The organism is Serratia sp. KG1D (genome assembly GCF_037150675.1).
Classification (GTDB): domain Bacteria; phylum Pseudomonadota; class Gammaproteobacteria; order Enterobacterales; family Enterobacteriaceae; genus Serratia; species Serratia nematodiphila.
Genome location: NZ_JBAGIH010000002.1, coordinates 34,748 through 57,554 on the forward strand (window position 1 = coordinate 34,748; position 22,807 = coordinate 57,554).

The 22,807-nt window shown below is 60.4% G+C and carries 20 protein-coding genes, 1 tRNA gene and 1 pseudogene; 8 read left to right on the forward strand and 14 right to left on the reverse strand.

Features of this window, described 5'->3' with window-relative positions:
* Positions 1-3 precede the first annotated feature (3 nt).
* Genes citF through citC form a run of 4 tightly spaced genes read right to left on the reverse strand, consistent with a single transcriptional unit; the run spans position 4 to position 3,791 of the window.
* The gene (gene citF / locus WFM45_RS11920; protein WP_336956281.1) at positions 4-1,509 is read right to left on the reverse strand and encodes a citrate lyase subunit alpha; all 1,506 of its coding nucleotides are present in this window, start codon (positions 1,507-1,509) and stop codon (positions 4-6) included.
* Entirely contained in the window at positions 1,509-2,429 is a 921-nt protein-coding gene (gene citE, locus WFM45_RS11925; RefSeq protein WP_044030873.1) for a citrate (pro-3S)-lyase subunit beta, read from the reverse strand. Before citE ends, citF begins: the two co-directional genes overlap by 1 nt.
* The gene (gene citD, locus WFM45_RS11930) at positions 2,413-2,721 is read right to left on the reverse strand and encodes a citrate lyase acyl carrier protein (RefSeq protein ID WP_004940811.1); all 309 of its coding nucleotides are present in this window, start codon (positions 2,719-2,721) and stop codon (positions 2,413-2,415) included. The genes citE and citD overlap by 17 nt, the downstream gene beginning before the upstream one ends.
* Entirely contained in the window at positions 2,721-3,791 is a 1,071-nt protein-coding gene (citC, locus tag WFM45_RS11935; protein WP_028127715.1) for a [citrate (pro-3S)-lyase] ligase, read from the reverse strand. Before citC ends, citD begins: the two co-directional genes overlap by 1 nt.
* A 313-nt stretch (positions 3,792-4,104) precedes the next feature.
* Between citC and dpiA the strand changes: the two genes are divergently transcribed.
* The 3 genes from dpiA (at position 4,105) to WFM45_RS11950 (ending at position 8,173) form a co-directional block, all read left to right on the forward strand.
* The gene (dpiA, locus tag WFM45_RS11940) at positions 4,105-4,791 is read left to right on the forward strand and encodes a two-component response regulator DpiA (RefSeq protein ID WP_004940807.1); all 687 of its coding nucleotides are present in this window, start codon (positions 4,105-4,107) and stop codon (positions 4,789-4,791) included.
* 102 nt (positions 4,792-4,893) lie between these two features.
* Entirely contained in the window at positions 4,894-7,983 is a 3,090-nt protein-coding gene (locus WFM45_RS11945; RefSeq protein ID WP_336955785.1) for a beta-galactosidase, read from the forward strand.
* 114 nt (positions 7,984-8,097) lie between these two features.
* Positions 8,098-8,173: transfer RNA gene (locus WFM45_RS11950), tRNA-Asn, on the forward strand.
* Positions 8,174-8,267: 94 nt separating this feature from the next.
* Here WFM45_RS11950 and WFM45_RS11955 read toward each other — a convergent pair.
* A complete protein-coding gene (locus WFM45_RS11955; RefSeq protein WP_004928681.1) occupies positions 8,268-9,101 on the reverse strand; it encodes an oxidoreductase in 834 nt (277 codons plus the stop codon).
* Positions 9,102-9,206: 105 nt separating this feature from the next.
* On the opposite strand from WFM45_RS11955, the gene WFM45_RS11960 reads away from it, so the two are divergent.
* Positions 9,207-10,127, forward strand: a complete 921-nt coding sequence (locus WFM45_RS11960) for an AraC family transcriptional regulator (protein WP_336955787.1) — start codon at positions 9,207-9,209, stop codon at positions 10,125-10,127.
* Between the two features lie 195 nt (positions 10,128-10,322).
* Here the strand turns inward: WFM45_RS11960 and WFM45_RS11965 are convergent, their stop codons facing one another.
* The 5 genes and pseudogenes from WFM45_RS11965 to WFM45_RS11985 all read right to left on the reverse strand — a co-directional run bounded on the left by WFM45_RS11965 (position 10,323) and on the right by WFM45_RS11985 (position 14,238).
* Positions 10,323-11,309, reverse strand: coding sequence for an aldo/keto reductase (locus tag WFM45_RS11965; protein ID WP_336955788.1), 987 nt, complete (start codon positions 11,307-11,309; stop codon positions 10,323-10,325).
* A gap of 25 nt (positions 11,310-11,334) precedes the next feature.
* Entirely contained in the window at positions 11,335-12,363 is a 1,029-nt protein-coding gene (locus WFM45_RS11970; RefSeq protein ID WP_004928673.1) for an alpha/beta hydrolase, read from the reverse strand.
* A gap of 34 nt (positions 12,364-12,397) precedes the next feature.
* Positions 12,398-12,526: pseudogene (locus WFM45_RS11975) on the reverse strand (alcohol dehydrogenase); the annotation flags it as partial.
* Positions 12,527-12,542: 16 nt separating this feature from the next.
* Positions 12,543-13,760: an MFS transporter gene (locus WFM45_RS11980; protein WP_336955790.1), complete on the reverse strand. Its 1,218-nt coding sequence runs from the start codon at positions 13,758-13,760 to the stop codon at positions 12,543-12,545.
* 127 nt (positions 13,761-13,887) lie between these two features.
* The gene (locus WFM45_RS11985) at positions 13,888-14,238 is read right to left on the reverse strand and encodes a cyclophilin-like fold protein (RefSeq protein ID WP_015378446.1); all 351 of its coding nucleotides are present in this window, start codon (positions 14,236-14,238) and stop codon (positions 13,888-13,890) included.
* A gap of 227 nt (positions 14,239-14,465) precedes the next feature.
* Between WFM45_RS11985 and WFM45_RS11990 the strand changes: the two genes are divergently transcribed.
* The 3 genes from WFM45_RS11990 to WFM45_RS12000 all read left to right on the forward strand — a co-directional run bounded on the left by WFM45_RS11990 (position 14,466) and on the right by WFM45_RS12000 (position 18,357).
* On the forward strand, positions 14,466-15,365 hold the full coding sequence (locus WFM45_RS11990; protein WP_336955792.1) for a LysR family transcriptional regulator: 900 nt from the start codon (positions 14,466-14,468) through the stop codon (positions 15,363-15,365).
* A gap of 237 nt (positions 15,366-15,602) precedes the next feature.
* Positions 15,603-16,091: a GNAT family N-acetyltransferase gene (locus WFM45_RS11995; RefSeq protein ID WP_004928661.1), complete on the forward strand. Its 489-nt coding sequence runs from the start codon at positions 15,603-15,605 to the stop codon at positions 16,089-16,091.
* Between the two features lie 559 nt (positions 16,092-16,650).
* A complete protein-coding gene (locus WFM45_RS12000) occupies positions 16,651-18,357 on the forward strand; it encodes a hemolysin (protein WP_250602227.1) in 1,707 nt (568 codons plus the stop codon).
* 47 nt (positions 18,358-18,404) lie between these two features.
* Here the strand turns inward: WFM45_RS12000 and WFM45_RS12005 are convergent, their stop codons facing one another.
* Positions 18,405-18,977: a hypothetical protein gene (locus tag WFM45_RS12005; protein WP_131164914.1), complete on the reverse strand. Its 573-nt coding sequence runs from the start codon at positions 18,975-18,977 to the stop codon at positions 18,405-18,407.
* Between the two features lie 128 nt (positions 18,978-19,105).
* Between WFM45_RS12005 and WFM45_RS12010 the strand changes: the two genes are divergently transcribed.
* On the forward strand, positions 19,106-19,996 hold the full coding sequence (locus WFM45_RS12010; RefSeq protein WP_234721937.1) for a LysR substrate-binding domain-containing protein: 891 nt from the start codon (positions 19,106-19,108) through the stop codon (positions 19,994-19,996).
* Here WFM45_RS12010 and WFM45_RS12015 read toward each other — a convergent pair.
* From WFM45_RS12015 to WFM45_RS12025, 3 genes are all read right to left on the reverse strand, one after another.
* Positions 19,993-20,721, reverse strand: coding sequence for a PA1136 family autoinducer-binding transcriptional regulator (locus WFM45_RS12015; RefSeq protein ID WP_049277171.1), 729 nt, complete (start codon positions 20,719-20,721; stop codon positions 19,993-19,995). The genes WFM45_RS12010 and WFM45_RS12015 overlap by 4 nt on opposite strands.
* The gene (gene hchA / locus WFM45_RS12020) at positions 20,718-21,593 is read right to left on the reverse strand and encodes a glyoxalase III HchA (RefSeq protein WP_250602228.1); all 876 of its coding nucleotides are present in this window, start codon (positions 21,591-21,593) and stop codon (positions 20,718-20,720) included. The genes WFM45_RS12015 and hchA overlap by 4 nt, the downstream gene beginning before the upstream one ends.
* Positions 21,594-21,839: 246 nt before the next feature.
* Positions 21,840-22,784 carry an NAD-dependent epimerase/dehydratase family protein gene (locus tag WFM45_RS12025; RefSeq protein WP_049277169.1) on the reverse strand — a complete coding sequence of 315 codons (945 nt, stop codon included), beginning with the start codon at positions 22,782-22,784 and terminating at the stop codon, positions 21,840-21,842.
* Between the last annotated feature and the right edge of the window lie 23 nt (positions 22,785-22,807).

Genomic DNA, 22,807 nt, shown 5'->3' on the forward strand with positions numbered 1-22,807 from the left:
CGGTTACTCCGCCACCTGATGCACCACGTCGATCACCGAGCCGTCGCGGTAGCGCACCACCGCCACCACCTTGTCGGTAAAGGCGATCGGCTGCGGTTCACCGGTCAGCTGCAGCGCGCGGGCGCGCAGCCAGTCGATGCTCACCACCTCGATCCCGGCCTCCCGCAGGCGCTGCGCCAGCTCCGGCCGCGCCGGGTTGACGGCGATGCCGTGGTCGGTCACCAGAATGTCGATGCTGGAGCCCGGCGTGACGCAGGTGGTCACCTGCTCCACCAGCGTCGGGATGCGCCCGCGCACCAGCGGCGCGACGATGATCGCCAGCCGCGCGGCGGCGGCGGTGTCGCAGTGGCCGCCGGACGCGCCGCGCAGCACGCCGTCGGAGCCGGTCAGCACGTTAACGTTGAAGCCGGTGTCGATTTCCAGCGCGCTCAGCACCACCACGTCGAGCCGATCGACCGAGGCGCCCTTGGAGCTGAGGTTGGCGTACTGGTTGGCGCTGATTTCGATATGGCGCGGGTTGCGCGCCAGCGAGGTCGCCGCCGCCCGATCGAAGCTCTGCACGTCCAGCAGCTTGCCGATCAGCCCTTTCTCGTGCAGATCCACCATGGTCGAGGTGATGCCGCCGAGGGCGAACGCGGCGCGAATGCCGCGGGCGCGCATCTTGTCCTCCAGGAACCGGGTCACCGCCAGCGAGGCGCCGCCGGTGCCGGTTTGCAGCGAGAACCCTTCGGTGAAGTAGCCGGAACCGGCGATCACCTCAGCGGCGCGGCGGGCGATCAGCAGCTCGCGCGGGTTCGAAGTCATGCGCGTGGCGTCGGCGCCGATCTTGTCGGCGTCGCCCACCCGCTCCAGCTGCACGATCAGATCCACCCGATCCTGCGCCAGGCTGGCGGGATGATGCGGATACGGCACCAGCTGCTCGGTCAGCAGCACCACGGTGCCCGCCGCCTCGGCGTCCACACGCGCATAGCCGAGCGAGCCGCAGCAGGCTTCACCGCTGTAGCCGTTGGCGTTGCCGAACTCATCGCAGGCCGGCACGCCGAGGAAGGCCACGTCTATCTGCAGCTCGCCGGATTCGATCAGATTGACCCGGCCGCCGTGCGAGTGAATTTGCACCGGCTCCGCCAGCAGGCCGCGCGAAACGGCGTCCGCCAGCGGGCCGCGCAGCCCGGAGGTGTAAATGCGGCTCACCACGCCGTGGCGGATATGCTCAACCAACGGCGCATGGCAGTCGGTCAGCGAGCTGGAGGCCAGCGTCAGGTTGCGGAACCCCATCGCCGCCAGCGTCTCCATCACCTGATTGAGCGCCAGATCGCCGCCGCGAAACGCATGGTGGAAGGAAATGGTCATGCCGTCCTGCAACCCGCTGCGGCGCACCGCTTCCTGCAAGGAGTCACACAGCTTGAGATCGCGCGGTTTGCGCGCCTGCAGGTTGGCTTTGGAAACGTCCTGATAGCCCGGCAGATCCGCCGGGTTGGCGAAGGTCATCAATCGTTGTTGGCGGTTCATCATGCTTCCTCCCCGTGCTGCGCCGGTTCTTCCCGTAAGCCGGACAGCGCGGCGCGCTCCAGCACCAGCCGGGCGCGTTCAATCACCGGGCTGTCGACCATTTTTCCGTTCAGCGACACCACGCCGCGCCCTTCCCGCTCCGCCGCTTCGGCGGCGTCCACCACCCGCTGCGCGTGCGCCACCTCTTTGGCGGTCGGCGCGTACAGGTTGTGCAGCAGCTCAATCTGGCGCGGGTTGATCAGCGATTTGCCGTCGAAGCCGAGCTGTTTGATCAGCGCCGCTTCCTGCAGGAAGCCGGCCTCGTTGTTGGCGTCGGAATACACGGTGTCGAACGCCTGAATGCCGGCGGCGCGCGCCGCCTGCAGCAGCGAGCAGCGGGCGAACAGCAGCTCAATGCCCTCCGGCGAGCGTTCGGTGCGCAGGTTGCGCACATAGTCTTCCGCCCCCAGCGCGATGCCGATAAGACGCGGCGAAGCGTGCGCGATCGCCACCGCGTTGGTGATGCCCTGCGCCGATTCGATCGCCGCCAGCAGCCCGGTGCTGCCGACCGGCCGGCCGCAGGCCGCTTCGATGGCGGCAATCTCGCGCTCCATGTCGATAACGTCCTGCGCGCTGTCGGTCTTCGGCAGGCGCACGATGTCCGCGCCGCCGCGCACCACCGCCTGCAAATCCGCCAGGCCGTAGGCGGAGTCGAGCGCATTGACGCGCACGATGGTTTCCACCTCCTGGTACAGCGGGTGCTGCAGCGCGTGGTACACCAGCCGGCGCGCCGCGTCTTTTTCACGCAGGATCACCGAGTCTTCAAGATCGAACATCAGCGCATCGGCCTGATAGATAAAGGCGTTGCTGACCATCGCCGCGTTGGCGCCGGGGACGAACAACATGCTGCGGCGCAGCCGGGTTTTATTCAGCGTTTTCATCTTTCGCCTCCCACGGCAGTTGGCCACCCTCGCAGGCGCGCATCAGCGCGGTTTCCAGCCGGGCGCGCAGCACGCAGTCCAGCGCCCCTTTGTCGTCGACGATCACCTGCACCGGTTCCACCTCATAACGCTGCAGCACCTCCAGCAGGGTGCGGCGGATCGCCGCGCCGAACTGTTTTTCCACGCTGCTGGCGATCAGCAGATCGTGCTGTGGCCCTTCGGCGGGCGCGATGCGCACCATGACATCGCTGGATTCCAGCGTGCCGGCCATTGCTTCTCGGATAATTTTCATCATTCACCTGATTGTGCGGACTCAAAAGGATGCGGGGCCGCCTTGGCCCGGCGCTGCGTTTGCAGATCCTGCAGGTAGTACAGGGTGTCCGGCGGCACCAGCGGCGCGGCGGCGTGGAAGTCCCCCGCCGCCAGCAGCTTGCGCACCCAGGAGGCGGAGATCGCCGTGCCCTGATATTGCAAACGCTCGATTTCCACCAGCGCGATCGGCGGGCTGGGCAGCGCCGGCGTTTCCAGCCAGTAGCGCATGTCGCGGTTGTATTTCGCGGTCACCGCGCAGAACGGCTCGTTGCCGACGAAGCGGTGCGTAATGCCCAGCGCGGGCGCCAGATACTGGCGGAAGATCTTCAGATCGATTTCGGTGTAACAGTCGTCGGCCACGCCCTGGTCCTTGATGAAGTAACAGGGGAAGGTGGCGCGCGAGATCACGTACTGCGAGCCTTCGTGTACCGTGAGGTTGGGGATATCGGCGGTGCCGGCCAGCACCAGCCGGCGGCGGTCTTCATAGCTGAAGCGCGAGGTGTTTTCCTTCACCAGAAACAGGTGCAGCCAGTCGCAGCGTTTGGCCGCCTGCCGCACCAGATATTGGTGCCCGCGAGTGAAGGGGTTGGCGTTCATCACGATGCTGCCGATGGTCTCGCCCGGCCGGCGCTGGCTCGCCAGCTGGGCGGCGTAGCGCTTCAGGCGGCACGGGCTGTTTTCCATCAGCACCACGATGCCCGGCACGGTGGCGATCGGGTAGAAACCGCACTGGCGGAACAGCGGCTCGTTCTGCACCTTGGTGTAGATAAACAGCTGGGTGTGATGGCGCTCATAGGCCAGGTTCACCAGCTCGGTCGCCAGCGCCAGCGCCAACCCTTCGCCGCGCATCAGCGGGCTGATGGCGACGCATTTGATAATATTGTCGGCGATGCCGCCGCAGGCGACCAATTTGTCGTGCTGGGTAACGGTAATAAATATTTCAACCGTGGTGTCGATATTCAGATCGTTACTGCGCAAGAAGGCGCTTATTTCTGAAATCGCTTTATGATCCGATCGCTTTACCCGATTAAATACGGCATCGCCTAACATAACACGCTCTCTGGGTTAACTGGCAAACAACAAATGAAATACAAAAAGGCATTTTAATTAACATCAGAAATGGCAATTAAAACCTTAAAAACCATGAAGATAAAATCATCCCCTCATTCAATAAACCCATGGTAAGCAGAAAAAAAACGCCGATTATTGACCTATTTCACAAACCGATCCCGGTTAATAAGTTATTTAATGTTCTTTATTTACTTAATTAATCTTATGGTGTTTATTATTGAGATAATCTTTATTTGGCGCCGCAATTCACTTACATTCACTTAGCATTTTTATTGCAATTACGGGTCGCACTATGGAATGGCTGAACATCCTGATCGTTGAAGACGAAACGCCGCTGGCGGAGATGCACGCGGAGTTTATCCGCCAGAACGGCGGCTGCCGCCAGATTTGGCTGGCCGGCACGCTGGCGCAGGCGCGCGCCATGACCGAACGCTTCAAGCCGGATCTGATCCTGCTGGACAACTTTCTGCCCGACGGCCAGGGCATCACCCTGCTGCGCGAACTGACGCTGAGCGGCTATCGCGGCGGCATCGTGTTCATCACCGCCGCCAGCGACATGGCCACCGTGGCCGAGGCGTTGCGCTACGGCGTGTTCGACTACCTGATCAAACCGCTGGCCTATGACCGGCTGAGCCAGACATTGCAGCGCTTCAGCCAGCGCCGCGAAGCGCTGAAAGACAAAGCGCGTCTCAACCAGCGCCGCATTGACGAGATGTTCAACACCTACGCCCGCGGCGAACAGCAGGCGGCGCTGCCCGCCGGCATCGACGAGCTGACGCTCGGCAAGATCCGCGCGCTGTTCGCCGAGCCCGCCGCGCGCCACACCGCTGAAAGCGTTGCGCAAAAAATGGGGCTCAGCCGCACCACCGCGCGCCGTTATCTGGAGTTTTGCACCGCCGCGCAGCAGCTGCGCGCCGAGATCATTTACGGCAAGGTGGGCCGCCCACAGCGGATCTACCGTGCCGGCGAGCCGCATTAGCGGTTATTTGATCGCCCTTGCAAGGTTGCGTGTAACCGCTTTACTTTTTATGCGCCGGTCAGCATCTTGGTGAGCATCACCTAGCCGACTGGACGATCGCCGATGCCCGCTGAACCCCTAGCTTCCCTGTCCGAGATCCTCGCCCGCCGTGACTGGCAAAACCCGGCCTGCACCCACTACCGCCGGCTGGACGCCCACCCGCCATTCGCCAGCTGGCGCACGGTGGAAGACGCGCGCGACGATGCCCCCAGCGCCAGCCGCCGGTCGTTGAACGGCGAGTGGCGTTTCAGCTACTTCCCGCGCCCAGAGGCGGCGCCGGAAGGCTGGCTGCAGCAAGATCTGCCGGACGCCGCCCCGCTGGCGGTGCCGGGCAACTGGCAGCTCGCAGGCTACGACGCGCCGATTTACACCAACGTGCGCTACCCGTTCCCGGTCGATCCGCCGCGCGTGCCGGAAGACAATCCGACCGGATGCTATTCGCGCACCTTCAACGTCGATCCGGCCTGGCTGGCCGCCGGCCAGACGCGCGTCATCTTCGACGGCGTCAACTCGGCGTTCTATTTATGGTGCAACGGCCACTGGATCGGCTACTCGCAGGACAGCCGCCTGCCGGCGGAGTTCGATCTCAGCCCGTGGCTGCAGCCGGGTGAAAACCGGCTGGCGGTAATGGTGCTGCGCTGGTGCGACGGCAGCTATCTCGAAGATCAGGACATGTGGCGCATGAGCGGCATCTTTCGCGACGTCAGCCTGCTGCACAAACCCGCCACGCACCTGAGCGATGTGCGCATCACTACGCCGCTGCATGACGGCTTTACCCGCGGCGAACTGGTGGTGACGGCGCGCGCCAGCCGGCCCGGCCCGCTGCTGGTGCAGGTTCAGCTGTGGCGCGACGGCGCGCGGGTGGCCGAGCGCACCCAGCCCCTCGGCAGCGAGATCGTGGACGAGCGCGGCGCCTATGACGATCGCGTCACGCTGCGCCTGCCGGTGGAACGCCCGGCGCTGTGGAGCGCCGAAACGCCCGCGCTGTATCGCGCCACCGTCGCCCTGCTCTCGCCCACAGGAGAAATTATCGAGGTGGAAGCCTATGACGTCGGCTTCCGCCAGGTGGAAATCAGCGGCGGGCTGTTGAAGCTCAACGGGCAGCCGCTGCTGATCCGCGGCGTTAACCGCCACGAGCATCACCCGCGCCACGGCCAGGTGATGGACGAGGCGACGATGCGCCACGACATCCTGCTGATGAAACAGCACAACTTCAACGCGGTGCGCTGCTCGCACTATCCCAACCACCCGCTGTGGTACCGGCTGTGCGATCGCTACGGGCTGTACGTGGTGGACGAAGCCAATATCGAGACCCACGGCATGCAGCCGATGAACCGCCTGGCTGACGATCCGCTGTGGCTGCCGGCGATGAGCGAGCGCGTCACCCGCATGGTGCAACGCGATCGCAACCATCCTTGCATCATCATCTGGTCGCTGGGCAACGAGTCCGGCCACGGCGTGAACCACGACGCGCTGTACCGCTGGGTGAAAAGCCAGGATCCGACCCGCCCGGTGCAATATGAAGGCGGCGGCGCCGACACTGCCGCTACCGACATCATCTGCCCGATGTATGCGCGAGTGGATCAGGATCAGCCGTTCCCGGCGGTGCCCAAATGGGCGATCGGCAAGTGGATTGGCCTGCCGGAGGAGCAGCGCCCGCTGATCCTGTGCGAATACGCCCACGCGATGGGCAACAGTTTCGGCGGTTTCGAGCGCTACTGGCGCGCGTTCCACGCACATCCGCGCCTGCAGGGCGGCTTTGTCTGGGACTGGGTCGATCAGGCGCTGATCAAGCGCGACGAGCGCGGCGAAGAGTTCTGGGCCTACGGCGGCGACTTCGGCGACACCCCCAACGATCGCCAGTTCTGCCTGAACGGACTGGTGTTCGCGGATCGCACCCCGCACCCGGCGCTGTTCGAAGCGCAGCGGGCGCAGCAACTGTTCCGCTTCGCCTTCGACGCCGCCTCGCTGACGCTGACCGTCACCAGCGATTACCTGTTCCGCCACACCGACAACGAACAGCTCAACTGGCGGCTGGAGCTGGACGGCGTGGAGCGCGCCAGCGGCAGCTTCGATCTGGCGCTGCCGCCGCAGGGCAGCGCTAGCTTCACCCTGCTCGACCGGCTGCCGATGCTGCATCAGCCCGGCGAGCTGTGGCTGAACGTGGAGGTGGTGCAACCGCAGGCCACCGACTGGTCTGAAGCGCACCACCGCTGCGCCTGGGATCAGTGGCGGGTGCCGCGCGCGCTGCATCCCGCGCCGCCGCCGGCGCAGGGCGTGCCGCCCACGCTGATTGAAGACGATCAGGGGCTGACCCTCACCCACGGCGACCAGCGCTGGCGCTTCGAGCGCAGCAGCGGCCACCTGACGCAGTGGTGGCAGAATGAGCAGCCGCAGCTGCTGACGCCGCTGCGCGACGGCTTTGCGCGCGCGCCGATCGATAACGACATCGGCGTCAGCGAGGCGGACCATATCGATCCCAACGCCTGGGTCGAACGCTGGAAGCTGGCGGGCCTGTACCGGCTGGAGGAGCGCTGCACGCGGCTGCAGGCCGATGCGCTGCAAAACGGCGTGCGGGTGGTGAGCGAACACCAGTTCGGCGTGGACGGGCAGATTTTACTGCTCAGCCGCAAGCAGTGGCTGTTCGACGCGCTGGGCGCGGTGAGCGTGAACGTGGAGGTCGAGGTGGCCGACGCCCTGCCGCCGCCGGCGCGCATCGGCCTGCACTGCCAACTGGCGACGGTGCAGCCGCAGGCGGAATGGCTGGGTCTGGGCCCGCACGAGAACTACCCTGATCGCCGCCTGGCCGCGCAGCATGGGCGCTGGCGCCTGCCGCTGGCGGATCTGCACACGCCGTATATTTTCCCCGGCGAGAACGGCCTGCGCTGCGACACCCGCAGCCTGCGCTACGGCGGCTGGCGCATCGACGGCCGCTTCCACTTCTCGCTCAGCCGCTACGGCCTGCAACAGCTGATGGCCTGCAGCCACCAGCATCTGCTGCAGCCGGAAGCAGGCACCTGGCTGCATCTGGACGGCTTCCACATGGGGGTGGGCGGCGACGACTCCTGGAGCCCGAGCGTGCACCGGGATTACCTGCTCACCGCCGGCGTTTACCGCTATCAGCTGCGCCTGCAGCGGGCGCCAGAGGGCTAAATCTGCCAAAAAACTCAACGGGTTGCGCATTCTGTAAGCAAACAGTCACAGAATGTGTAATCCGCCTTTGACATGCCGACGGCGCCTCGCTATTATTCGCCCCGTTCCAACGATTCCTCTGTAGTTCAGTCGGTAGAACGGCGGACTGTTAATCCGTATGTCACTGGTTCGAGTCCAGTCAGAGGAGCCATATTTAGAGAAGCCCGCTTAAGGAAACTTAAGCGGGCTTTTTGCTGTTGGGCGGCTATGCTCGAGTATCCCCGACACTCTCTACCCGAAACCGGTCAGCCATCCGTTGAACGGGTAAGTTTCTCCCATTGTTCAATTTCCTGACCTAACGCCTCGAGCTTTTGCCGCACCAAACTTAATGCGTCACTGCCTAACAACAGATGCGTGGGTGGGTTCCGGCTCTCAATCACTGCCAGCATGGCGTGAGCCGCCTTAATCGGATCGCCGAGTTGCTTACCGCTTTTTTCCTGACGCGCCTGACGAACAGGTTCAAATAACGCGTCATAGTCCGGGAGACGGCGAGGGCTGCGCACCATTGAACGCCCGGCCCAGTCCGTTCGAAACGAGCCGGGCGCTACTGCGGTCACGTAGATGTTGAACGGGTCAAGCTCTTTACTTAACGTTTCTGATATCCCTTCCAGTGCAAATTTGCTGCCACAGTAATAGCTGATACCGGGCAAGGTAATGAAGCTGCCCATTGAGGTAATATTGATAATGTGGCCGCGACGGCGCTGGCGCATGCCCGGTAGCACGGCTTTGATCATCGCCACCGCGCCAAACACATTGACGTCAAACTGGCGGCGCAGCTCTGCAAGCGGGGACTCTTCCAGAATGCCTTCGTGGCCGTAACCGGCATTGTTCACCAGCACATCTATCGGACCGACGGCGGACTCAATCTCTCCAACCACCTCATCAATACGCTCAACGTCCGTGACATCAAGCAGATAGCCAAAAGCCCGCTGCGTATCGAGCGCGCCGAAAGCCTGCAGTGCTTCGCTGTTGCGCACCGTCCCTACAACCCGATGTCCTACGGCGAGGGCTTCCCGCGCCAGCGCCTGGCCAAAGCCACTGCTGACGCCGGTAATTAAAATCGTTTTTGCAGATGCCATAAAAAGAACTCCCATGAACCATGAAGGTTGCATGGTATTCTCTGCTCTGCCGCATTTTTAGGCCGTATCTTCTCTTTTTCTTGCCTGATTTTATGAGGTGTCGGGATGTCCGAAATGATTGCCCTGATGAATAGACTTGCGGTGCAAGAGGGATACAACCTCACTGCCCTACCTGATGTGCGAATTTTGCGTTCCGATCGCCCGCTTGCCAGAACGCCGGTGCTGTACGATCCGGGGATCGTGATTGTCTGCCAGGGCAGCAAACGCGGCTATTTCGGTCAACAGACCTATTTATATGATGAGCAGCACTACCTGGCGGTTTCGGTGCCGGTGCCGTTTGTGATGGAAACCGACGCGTCGGCAGCGCATCCGCTGCTGGCGATTTACATGCATCTGGATTTTCAGCTTGCCGCTGAACTGATGTTGCAGATTGAACAGCATGGCACCCCGCATCTTCCCGCCGCGCCGCAAAGCATGATGTCGAGCCCCATGGACGACAGGGTAAAAATGGCCGTTCTTCGCTTACTTGACGTCCTGGACAACCCGCTTGAGGCGGCGATCCTCGGCCCGGCGCGGGTACGAGAGCTCTATTTCCGCGTGCTGACAGGCGCACAGGGCAACGCGATGCGTGCCGCGCTGGCCTTACAGGGCCAGTTTGGCAAAATCGGTAAAGCGTTGCAGCACATCCACGCCACTTACGCGGAGCCGTTAACGCTGACGCAGCTGGCGATGCTGGCCGGCATGAGCGTGCCGACCTTTCATAGCCATTTCAAAGCGATAACGCAGATGCCGCCGATGCAGTATGTGAAATCGGTACGACTGCACCAGGCACGGATGCTGATGGTGCGCCAACAAATCACCGCCGCCGCCGCGAGTTACGCCGTTGGCTATGAAAGCCCATCGCAATTTAATCGAGAATTCAAACGTCTGTTTGGCCTACCACCGGCAGAGGAGATAAAACGCATGCAGCGTCACTTCGCCATTCCGCCCGCGCAGCCTGCCTCGGTATTTGTTTCATCGCACTGAGGCTTATGTGGTCAGGCGAACGATAGTCCGCTTCTGGCGCCAGGCGGATCGGCACTTGGGGAGAAAGTCCGCTATGAGCGAGAGCGGACATCAAAGTATTAAAGCAAAGAACAACATCTTCAGGTGATAAATAAATTTGACTGAAATAACGTACTTACCGACCCGAAGGCCGGTCATTGTTAACACGGATAACGGTTACCATGCGTAGGCTTCAGGGGCTTCCCCACCCGGTCCCGGCCAGATGGTATCCAGTCTTTTGAGCGTATCGCCTGAAAGGGACAACGTCAGGGCATTGAGATTCTGACGGAGCTGTTCAGCTGTGCGCGGACCACTGAGCACAGCGGTAACCACGGGGTTCTGCAACAGCCAGGCCAACGCCACGTCTGAGGGCGCCTCCCCCAGCTCATCACACAGCGTTTCCCAGGCCTCCAGTTGCGGCCGCAAGCGATTGATTTGTGCCTGCAGCTGCGGTGTTGCCCGGCGGCCATCGGCAATTTTTTTCAGCACGCCACCCAGCATCCCCATCCCGACCGGGCTCCAGGGGATCAGGCCAATGCCGTAATGGCGCAGTGCCGGAATGACTTCAAGCTCAACCGTGCGCTGGGTCAGGTTGTAAAGGCTCTGTTCCGATGCCAGCCCCAGCAGGTTGCGCGCATCAGCCGTGCACTGTGCGGTGGCAATATCCCAGCCGGCAAACTTACTGCTGCCCACGTAGCTGATTTTACCCTCACGGATCAGCTGTTCCATGGCCTGCCAGATTTCCTCCCAGGGGGTGTTCCGGTCGATATGGTGCATCTGGTAGAGATCGATATGGTCCGTTTTCAGTCTTTTCAGACTGGCCTCACAGGCCCGGCGAATATGGTAAGCGGACAGATATTTGTCATTCGGGCCCGTATCCATCGGCTGGTAAACTTTCGTGGCCAGCACGATTCGGTCACGCAGGCCACTGCGCGCCAACCAGTTACCGATGATTTCTTCGGATGTCCCGTACCCCTTTGCCATATCCGGTGACTGCGGTCCGCCATAGACGTCAGCGGTATCGAAAAAGTTGATACCCGCATCCACGGCTTCATCCATGATCCTGAAGCTGGCCGGCTCATCCGTCAGCTCACCGAAATTCATGGTACCGAGACCGATGCGGCTCACCCGCAGGCCGGTACGACCCAGATGTTTATAGTTCATGTCAGATGCTCCTTAACTGAACGTGTTATTGCAGGTTCTTACGGAAAAAGTCTGTCAGTTTGTCAAAAGGGATCACGTCGGTACGATCATAGAGATCGACATGCCCTGCGCCCGGTACGACATAAAGCTCTTTAGGCTGACCGGCGCGTTTGAATGCATCCTCGCTGAACTCTTTTGAGTGAGCCCGATCGCCGGTGATAAACAGCATCGGACGCGGTGAAATGGTTTCAATATCGTTGAACGGATAGAAGTTCATAAACTTGCCGATACTGCTCAACATCGGTTTCGTCGTCAGTGCTTCTTTCTCACCCTTCGGGGTGTAACCACCGCGTTCGGTGCGGTAGAAATCGAAAAACTCACGCTGAATATCCGGCGTTGAAGCGTCCAGTGTATTCACGGTACCGGGAATGTAGGCCGTCTCGCCTCCCTGAAACTCTGCTAAACGCTGCTCTGTGGCTGACCGGATAAAGGCCTTTCGTTGTTCCGGCGTCTGGGAATGGTTGAGGCCGTTGCGAAATGCAGCCCCCATGTCATACATGCTGACGGTGGCAATAGCTTTCATACGCGGGTCAATCTTGGCAGCACTGATAACAAAACTTCCGCTGCCGCAGATACCTAATACACCGATGCTATCCGGATCAACAAACGGCTGTGTGCTTAGATAATCAACCGCCGCGCTGAAATCATCTGTGTAGATTTCCGGTGAAATCAGGTGCCCCGGTTTGCCCTCGCTTTCGCCCCAGAAAGAGAGATCGATAGCCAGCGTGACAAACCCCTGCTCCGCCAGCTTCTGCGCATAAAGATTCGAACTCTGTTCCTTAACGGCTCCCATCGGGTGACCAACGACGATCGCCGGGTGTCGGGTATTCTGGTTCATCTTTTTCGGGATAAACAGGTTGCCGACCACGGCCATCTGATACTGGTTTTTAAAGGTGACTTTTTGCTGCGTCACCTTATCGCTTTTATAAAAATTATCGGCCCCACGGGACATATCCGCCGCAGAGGAAGCAAATGCACTGATCAACAGCCCCAGCGCTAACGTAAATTTTTTCATGATGGTCTCCTTATCATTAAGCCAGGGTGGCGTTATCCGAATGGCAGACGCCGCAGAACGCGAAATCAATCTGCACATCACGGGCGCCGGAGGCGCGACGGGTGATATCCATCGGCTCCAGCGGCAGTGTGCCCGCATGGGCACCGTAAGCTTTACCTGTCATGACATAACTCCAGGGTTTATGAATGGTCTCTGGCAGAGGTGTCTGCGCGTGAGGTCAGGAAAATCAGCCCGGCCGCGATAAGCAGCATCGTGACGCTGGCCAAGAAAGTGCTCTGGTAGCCGTGGTGATCGAAAAGCAGCCCCCCTACCGTTGAACCTAGCGCAATGGATAACTGGACCATTGCCACCATCAGCCCGCCGCCGGCTTCGGCATTCTGCGGAAAGATACGCGGTACCCAGGCCCACCACCCCACCGGCGCACCGGTAGAAATCAGCCCCCACAACCCGAGCAGCACCATCACGATGGCCACCTGACTGCCAAAAGCGATCAGTACCAGCGCGGTGATGGCCATCAGCACCGGAATGGCTATCAGGGTCGAGTAGAAGCCGCGTTTCAGCACTCTGCCAATCAGCGTGGTGCCGATGAAACCCGCGACACCGATAACCAGCAGGATTAGGGTGACCACTGAAGCATCCACCTTCGTCACCGTTTCAAGGAAAGGCCTGATGTAGGTAAAGAGCGTGAACTGCCCCATAAAGAAGATGCCGACGCCCAGCATGCCTAACGTGACCACTCGACGGCGAAACAGCGTGAAGACATTGCTGGCACCGTTACTCTGCCGGGTGACCTGCATGGAGGGCAGGCTGAACAACTGCCAGATAAACGCGGCGATCGCGACCGGCACCAGACAAAAGAAGGCCCCGCGCCAGCCGATCACCGAACCGAGCCAACTGCCCAAAGGGGCCGCGATGACCGTGGCCAGTGCATTGCCGCTGTTAAAAATGGCCAACGCCAGCGGAACTCGGTGCACCGGAACCAAACGCATCGCCGTGGCTGCCGACATCGACCAGAACCCGCCGACTACGATGCCAATCAGAGCCCTGCCCGCCATATAGGTCAGGTAATTGGGTGCCATCGCAATAACAGCACCGGAAATTGCCATCATGCAGGTCAGGCCGAGCAGCAGCGTTTTCCGGTTAAGCGTGCCTGCCAGCACGGAAATAAACAGGCTGGTTACCACTGCAAATGCCCCGGAAATGGCGATGCCCTGTCCGGCCATGCCTTCGGTGACACGAAGGGTCTGCGCCATCGGTGTCAGCAGGCTGACCGGCATGAATTCGGAGGCGATCAGGGCGAAGACGCACAGCGTCATGGCAAAGACACCACTCCAGTGCGCAGGCTGTTTCCCGCTTCCGGTGTTTTTTTTTCTGTTTTCGTCTGTCTTATTACTCATTCAGGGATTTCTTTTCAGTAGATAACATGAAGTCTGTGCCCCGGAGCCTTCAGCGCTGCAGGAAGAGCTGAAACGGCATACGGAGACGGGATAAGGGGGATAATCGCGGTACGGAAGGTGCTGCGGGTCAGTTGGCGACCCTGATCTGCACCGCAAGAGGTCCGTGGCGCTGCAGGACCGGCAGTCCGGAATCCACTTTCCCTAACGGGATCAGTGAACGGGCGTAAGCCCTGCCCTGGGCAAAAATCGCCAGGTTGCCCCAGGGCGCGTAGTAAGTGATATCTCCGGCTTCCGGCGTCATGCCGTCCGGTGCCTGCACCGTGGAAAGCCTGCGCGGCAGGTCGCTTATACGCTCAATATCGTCATAGTCTTCCAGCGTCAGGCTGAGGGGAAGCAAAGACGCAAAGTCCCGGCCTGTCGGCGTATCAAAGAGGGTGGCGGTGGCGGTTTCTCCCTCCACAATGATCTCAATTTTCATAAGCGTCTCCTGCGCCACTCCCCGGTCGTTGTCACCCGCCATAGCGGACTGCGTGACGAAAAGCAGGCCGGCAAGGAGCAGCAGTGATGTTCTGCAGTAAGCGTTTTGCATAAGGGTTAGCGTTGACTTTTTCATCGCATTATTGTTACCAATATGCAGCGGGTTAACTAGCTAATGAATACTTAATACCCTTATAAGTAAAATTTATAAATGGACCAGAAACGAGCATGGCCAGACGCAATCTCAACGACTTACTCTCTTTCGTCACCGTGGCGCGTGAGGGCAGCTTTACGCGCGCTGCCGCCCAGCTCGGCGTGACCCAGCCCGCACTGAGCCAGGCGATTTCCGGGCTGGAAGAACGGATGCAAATCCGCCTGCTGACGCGAACCACGCGCAGCGTGTCAGTGACCGCCGCCGGGGAACGCCTGCTGCAGTCTGTGGGCCATCGTATTGATGAGATTGAAGCCGAGCTGGACATGCTGACGGCACTGCGTGATAAACCTGCGGGGACCGTCCGTATTATATGTGGACCTAATGTTCTGAAGACCACGCTGCTGCCAAAGCTGACACCACTGTTACGCGAATATCCTGATATTCATATTGAGTTTGATGCCAACCACGGGTTCCGGGATATCGTGGCGGACCGTTTTGATGCCGGCGTGCGGCTCGGAGACACTATCGACAAAGATATGATAGCCGTACCCATTGGCCCGAAACTGCGCATGGCGGCTGTAGCTTCCCCTGAGTATTTTGCCCGGTGCGCCGCCCCTCAGACGCCACGCGATCTGATGCAACACTGCTGTATTAATGAGCGCATGGTTCAATCGGGGAAAATTTACGCCTGGGAGTTTGAGCAGGAAAACGGTAAATTTCACGTTCGGGTTGAAGGGCAAATGACGTTTAACACATCGGAACACGTCGTTGACGCAGCTCTTGCCGGACTGGGCATTGCCTTTTTACCTGAAGAGGAGTTCGGCACACATCTGCAGGAAGGAAAACTGATCCGCGTGCTTGAAGAATGGTGCCGTCCTTTTCCCGGCTACTATCTTTATTATCCCAGCCGTAAACAGCCTTCCCCAGCGTTTTCACTCGTTGTGGATGCGTTGCGTATTAACCGGAAAATTTAACGCTGAATTATCGGGCCAATATTTCAAGAACGGACGTGAACGTCCGCTTCTGGCACGCAACGGACAGGCTACGTGGTCATTGGGTCTGCTTTGAGCGAAGTGCAGACTTCGGCGTCAGCAAAATTACGCTCAGTTGACAAAGCTATATGATATAATTTTATCATGCTGAATCGGCGAATAATTCGGTAGAGTAGTACTAAGTATGCGTTACGTTGCTATTAAGAATGAGACAGTAAATTGAAAACAAAACAGTCAAAAATCCCCAAATCAATTTATAGGCCCATGCATGACGACGAATTTGGCCTCTGGGGGGGCCTCTCTTTAAATGACTATGTTGAAGACCTGATGGCAAATCATCGATACAGTCGTAAAAAAGCCCAGATAGAGGCGTCGAAATCATTTAAAGCAGCCTTGCCAGCGGGTATCAATACTCAGAATAACCATTTTAGAACTTATGAACATGACGGTCAGGCTGCGGGATATCTGTGGTTCAGCCTGGAAGATAACTCAGCCTTTTTGTCAGATATAATGCTTCTCCCAGAATTTCAGGGTAAGGGAATGGGTCGGGATTTTATCCGTGCATTCCTGAATGAGCTGACTCAACAGGGCGCATATGAGGTGGAACTCAGAGTGTCACCGGACAATCAAAGGGCTTTGAAATTATATAAAGAATTTGGTTTTCGGATAACTGGTTTTGATATGAGTCTTTTGCTAGGATCCGACTGATCAGCAATCCGTTAATCATAATTTTCGGAGACAATCTCGGGTAATATCAACTATCGATAGGCAATCTACCACTATATATCTTCACATCATCAATGTCCGCTTCTGGCACAAAACCGACCGCCAGAGTCCCCACTCCAGCATTCCCCCCCATTCCACACTCCAGCAGCGCCAGAGAGAAATCGCCCTCCTGCGTTGCCGTCGGTGTGAACCCGCAAAGCGGCAGCCACCGCCATAACGCCGACGCTTGGCCCCACCAGCGAAACCCACTCTTTTATCCAAGAAGATTCCTAACCCAGCTGACGGATATCCCTTCCTGACGCCAATACGCGGGTTAACCCGCCGATTTACAGCAATAATCCTGTAAAAACAATCGATAAGCGAATTGTTCGCGCTCGGCAAGTTGCGTCTATCCTTTCGCTATGGGCGCCTGCCGCCCATCGTTCGCTGCGGCTCGCGGCATGCGCGTTTCTGGCTGTTTGGGTTTCGGTTTATTCCATCGCGCGCTTCCATTCATCATGTTGAATTTCAAAGCAATCTCTCAGCAACAAGGAGTGTTTATATGGCTTACGTCATTACCGACCGAGAAAAACTGCAAGCGATTTGGGAGGCCGCCAAAGCCGGCGACTGGCCGGCCGTGTATGCCGCATCCGTCGATGCGCTCACCGATCCCAACCATGCCAACCAACCCATTGATGGCGTGGATATCGCGGTGTATACCTGGATCAAAGGCGCCTATGGCGTGAACTCGAATCAGGGGGCGTTTGCCCATTACATTCGCGACCAAACCAAGTTGCAGTATGAGCTGCGCACCGGGCATGTGCCCGATGACTGGGAGGCGCGCATTCAGAATGCCTCCGACAACATCGCCAAAAACTTCGCCAAAACGCTGTTTGGCGTCGATCTGAGCAGCGATCCCAATGCGCCGCTGCCGGATGCCCCGCCCACCAGCGCCAAAGTGCCGGATATTCACGAGGTTGGCCTGATCGACGCCGGTGCGGCGGCGTCCGAAGTGTTCACCGACGCCTCCTCGACCGGTGCCCCCAACTATTCTCCCTGGGCCGGCACCACGCTGTTCTCCTATTTAGGCGACACCTCGTTCTTTACCGAATGGGTGGCGACCAACGACACCTCGGCCTTTAAGGTGGAAGGCGGGACTTACGATCTGATTGCCGCGGCGCAGGTCTCCATGCAGATGAAAAACCTCAGTTACGTGGTTGAAACGCTGCTGGCGGGCGAAGTGCCCACCTATTTGACCACCCTCGGCATTGGCCACGAGACCATCCGCCTGGCCGCCGAGGCGGCGCGTGATTTCTACACTGAGTCCTACGGCAGCAGCGTGACCGGCGGCGGCAGCATTATCCCCGGCAAGCTGGACATCGGCTCGGCGATTTTCAACGACATTGCCGACGTGCTGTCCACGCCGAATCTGTACCGCGTCGGTACGCTGCATGATGATGATTTCACGCTGGCGTTCGGCAATATCGCCGTTAACACCGGCAGCGGCGACGACACCATCAGCGTGCCGCGCGGCTGGCAAAACAACGCCGGCAACTACGGCTGGACGGTGATCGACGGCGGCAGCGGCCACGATACGGTCGATTATTCCAGCCTGTCGCACGGGGTAAACCTGAAGTTTGACGCCCAGGGCAGCTATGGCGGGCGCGGGGTAATCGAGAAAAACGGCATCGGGCTGTATGGCTTTAAGGACGGGCTGTACAACATCGAAGCGGTGAAACTGACCGACTTTAAGGACAACGTCACCTTTAACGATCGGGTGCTGACGCCGGCCAACGGTCTGGAGGTCAACCTGGGCAAAGGCTCCAGCGAGATTCGTTTCGAGCACGGTTATACCACTGCGCCGGGAGGGAGCGCGCCGCAGGATTATCTCGGCGTGAACCTGAGCATGCTATCCAACGATGTGCCTTTCCCCAACAGCCTGCTGAACATTCCCTTGAAGCAGACCCACAATATCTACATCGACGACAGCTTCGAGCTGGGCTTTTTACAGGCCTCCTCCCTGTCTATCGATAACCACCTGCTGGCCTTCGGCGCCGAAGGATCAAACAGCAGCTTCTCACTGAACTACAACGCGCAAACCCATACGCAGGATCTATCGATATTCATGCAGGGCGAAAGCGCGCTCAATCAGCACGTCGTCAATATCTACAATTGGGATCAAGGATACTTTGGCATCAATCTGGAGCAGCCGGCCATTCAGCTTGTCGGTTTGCAAACCATTGCCCCGCAAGAGCTGGCGGCCGCCTAAGCGAAGCCCGCCGGGTTTACCGGCGGGCTGTTTACCTGCGGCGCGGCTCACTCCCTGTCACGCTCCGCAATCCGCGCCATCAACGCCCCCAGCAAGGCCAGATCGACCAGCAACGCCAGCGCGAAACAGCTCCCTCTCACGCCCGGCGCGGCATAGGTTTGCACCAGCGAAACGGCAACCACTACGGCTACGAGAGTCACCACCGTCGTCAGCCTGCACGCCACGGCGAACGCCGCTTTCTCCCCCACTGCAGTGCGGTAGGCGACGCCCTGGCCCAGGCCGCCGAGGGCGAGGCCCGGCAGCAGGGCCGGCCAGCCGTGGCCGCCGAACAGCATCAGCAGCATCAATAGCCATCCCGCCGCCGCCAGTAAAAAGCCGTGGCGGAGAATAGCCAGCGCAGGCCGGTTCCGCAGCGTCCGCCAGCGGGCCAGCGCGGCGCCGCCGAGAAACGCCAGCGCCAATGCCGTCAGCAGCATCAGGGTGGCGCCGATGCCCAGCAGATTTTCGGTCTTCAGCAGCAAGGCGCCCGCCGCGACCGGCACGCTGAGCGCCAGGGCGCTCGCCGCCGTTCCCGTGTGTTCCATGGCGCCCAGGGCGCCGTTGTTGATATAGAGGCTCATCGTTCACTCCGACATGATGGAAATGATGAAATAAATTCATTTCCCTGTTCACATGTCAGTAGCCTATCTCTTGTATAATCGGTCAGACAAACTCATAGTTTTCAGCCTTGGATGAGAATAATTCAGCCATGAGAAAAACCCGTTTGCCTCCGCTGGGCGCGCTACGCGCTTTCCACGCCGTGGCCGTCTGCCGCAGCTTCAAACTGGCCGCCGAGGAGCTGGGCGTCAGCGCAACGGCGATCAGCCATCAGATCAAACTGCTGGAGTCGGTGCTGGCATGCCGGGTGTGCGAGCGCAGCGCGCAGGGCGTCAGCCTGACCGAGACTGGCGAGATCCTGTATGCCGGCACCCAGCGCGCCTTCGCCGCGCTGGAGCAGTCCGTCGCCCAAATCACCCGCGCCCGGCAGCCGCCGGCGCTGACCGTCACCACCACCTCCAACTTTCTCACCCACTGGCTGGTGCCGCGCCTGGCGGATTTCAAGGCGGAGTTTCCCGCCATCGATCTGCGCCTGCACACCAGCGTCGAGCGGGTGGATCTCAGCCAGCGCACCGTGGACGTCGCCATCCGCTACCGTGAAACGCCGGAAAGCGATCTGCACTGCACCCTGCTGCATGAGGATCGCTTTATCGTGGTGGCCAGCCCGGCGCTGGCGCTGGAGCGCATCGAAGATTTGCTGCGGGTGACGCTGTTTCACGTGGAGCATCGGCAGGTGCCCGCCGACTCACCGACCTGGGAGAACTGGCGGCGGCGCTACGGGCCGGAAGGATTGAACGTGGAAGCCGGGCTGACCTTCAGCGACGAGACCCATGCGCTGCAGGCGGCGGTGGCGGGCCAGGGGGTGGTGATCGCCAGCCGGCTGCTGGCGCGCGATTTGTTGCAGCGCGGCGTGCTGGCCGCACCGTTCGAGATGGCGTTGCCCGGCGCCAACTATTATCTGGTGGCCACCGAAGAGACCGCGCAGCGCCCCGATATCATGGCGCTGCGCGCATGGCTGCTGCGGCAAATGGCGGCGGGCTAACGGCTCTCGGGGGCGATTTCTCCCAGGCGGATCGCCACGCTGATCGCCTGCGCGGTGGTGGCGGCGCCGAGACGTTGGCGAATGCGCCGCAGGTGGTTTTCCACCGTGCGTTCAGACAGGCCGAGCATCGCGGCGATATCCGCCTGCCGCCGGCCAATGGCGGTCCAGCTCAGCACCTCGCGCTCGCGCGCCGACAGCCGGCCCTCCCCCTCACCGGCAGCAGGTTCGAACAGCCTCCGCGCCGCCAGAAAAGCCGCCGCGCCCACCAGCGACAGCGCCAGCCGCACCGGCGGCGAGGCGTCGATGCGCTCGCCCCCCAGGCTGACCGCCCCCTCCAACCCGGCGGGGCCGAATACCGGGATCTGCACGCCGTGCAGACCGGCGCCGCGCGGCGTGCGCACAATCCGGTAGCGCTCGCCCTGCTGCGCCCGGGTTTTGGTCCAGAAGAACGGTTCGGCGGCCCGCAGCATGTGCCGGGTCACCGGGCAGTGCCGCACGTAGGTCAGCGCATCGACCGCCTCCCCCTCACCGAACCAGTCGCCTTCGACCCAATAAATATGCTCGATCCCCGCCTCCGCCGCCGCGGAGGCGGAAAACAGCACAAAGCGGTTGAAACCGAACGGCGCGGCGAAGGCGCGAACCCGCCCCTGAATGGCGGACAAGGTGCGCTCGTGGTCCATCGCCAACGCCGTCTGGAAAGCGCGCTGCGCGATCTCGTCGCTCATCGCGCGGCGACGTCGGCCAGCAGCGTTTCTGCCGCCAGTTTGCCGAGGTTGTTGGAAGCCAGCGGGCTGTCGCCGGTCAGCAGGCGCCGATCTTTATGCACCTTGCCGGTGATGTCGGCGTTGACGATCTTAACGCCCAACTCGCGCAGGCGTTCGCCCACCAGCCAGGGCATCGGGCCGGGGATATAGCCGATATCGATGTTGGCGCCGGTATCGAGCGAGTCCGGGAACACGCACATCTCATAGCCGCGATAGAGGAAATCGTCTTTGCTCTCGCCGATGCCCGCCGCCAGCAAACCGGCCGGCCCGTGGCACAGCGAGATCACGTAGCGATCGTGGTCATGTGCCCAGTGCAGCGTCTTTTTCACCTCTTCACTGAACGGGATATCGTTGAGCACGCCGTGGCCGCCGGGAATGAAAACGCCGAGGTAGTTGCCGCCATCCAGATCCTTCACCACTTCCGTCAGCTTTTTCGGCTGCTTGAGTTGACTGCGGTACTTCTCGTAGGTGGTCTTGACCGCTTCATCTTCATGCGGGAACGCCCACATCTCCAGCTTCACCGGATCGCCGGACGGCGTGGCGATGTCGATCTCGAAACCGGCCAGATCCAGGTGATACATCGGCAGCAGCATCTCGACCGGGTGATTGCCGGTGGAGAAGAACTTGCCGTTTTGCATCAGCAGGTAGCGCTCCTGCGAGGCGATCATCAGCACCTTCCACTTGCCGCCGCGATAGGCGTTCGGGTAGCTGGCGCCCGTGAAGTCGGTTTTGGACGAGGTGTATTGGCTGAGGGAGTAAGGGGATGGGAAGAACGCGTTGTCTTCCGCCACATCCGGGGTGGGATTACGATCGTTGGACACTGAATCAGTCATGATTATCTCCATATTCACCGTTGCATTGCCCATTCAGCTTAAATAACCGCCGGCAGGGCCGCAATGAGGGATATCCCTCAATCACCCTCGCGCTGGCGGCGCTCAAGCGGGGTACCATAGCCAATAAAAAGCCCCGCCCGGAGAAGGACGAGGCTCGCTCGCGCCGATCGAGACGGTGTGAGAGGATCATGAGGGCAGAGTGATGACAGGGTGCCGAATGCGCCTGCTCATGGCGCGACAGATGCCTTAACGTCGCGCTTGCGCGTTCTTCCACTCCCGCCAAATCGTTTCCAGCCCGGCGCGATACGTCGTGACGGCGAAATCGGGAAAACGCTGTTTGAACTTGGTCGAGTCGAACAGGTTATCGTGCTCGTAGCGCGGCAGCAGCTCGCGCATCTCTCGCGCCCCGGACGAAAACAGCCCTGCGGCGATCAACGCCCATTTGCCGATAACGGAATATGAAATGTCCTTCCCAAACACCTCGCAAGCCAAGGCGGCGAACTGCGCATAGGTGAGCCGCTCGTCGCAGCATGGGAGATGCCACGTCTGGCCGAACGCGTCGGGCGTATTGCCGAGCCGAGCTAACCCGCGGCTGGCGTCGGGCGTCCAGATCAGCGTGCGCAGCCTGTCATCGCGAACCGGCACGCGCGGTTTTTCCCCCGCTTTCAGCCTGTCGACGATCAGCGCATTGGTGAAGCTCTGCGTTTTCCCCGGCCCATAAAACTCGGGCGCACGGCCGATCAGCACGGGGATCTGCCCCCGCTTCATCTCGTCGAGCACCCTCTCGGTCATCAGAGCGCGCACCCGTCCCTTGCGCCCCCGAGGCGCGAACGGCGTCGATTCCGTCTGCGGCTCGCCGTTCTGCGGATACATATAGGTATTGTCGAAATAGACAAAGGGCACGCCCGCGGTACGGCTGGCGTCCAGCGCATTCTGCAGCATGGTCGGAAATTGCCGCTCCCACAGCGCCGAATCCGGCGGCAGGCCGGCGGCGAAATACACCACCTCGCTGCCCTTCACCGCCGTCAGGGTCTGCTGTGCATCGAGCAGATCGGCCGCAACCAGCGTATCGCTGTCGTTGACCTTCCTCGGGTTGCGGCTGACCAATCTTAAATCATCGGTGTACGCGCGCTTCAGTTCACGCGCCAGCTCTTGGGCGATCTGGCCACTGGCGCCCAGGATCGTTTGCATTGGCGTTCCTCATCGCAATGAAA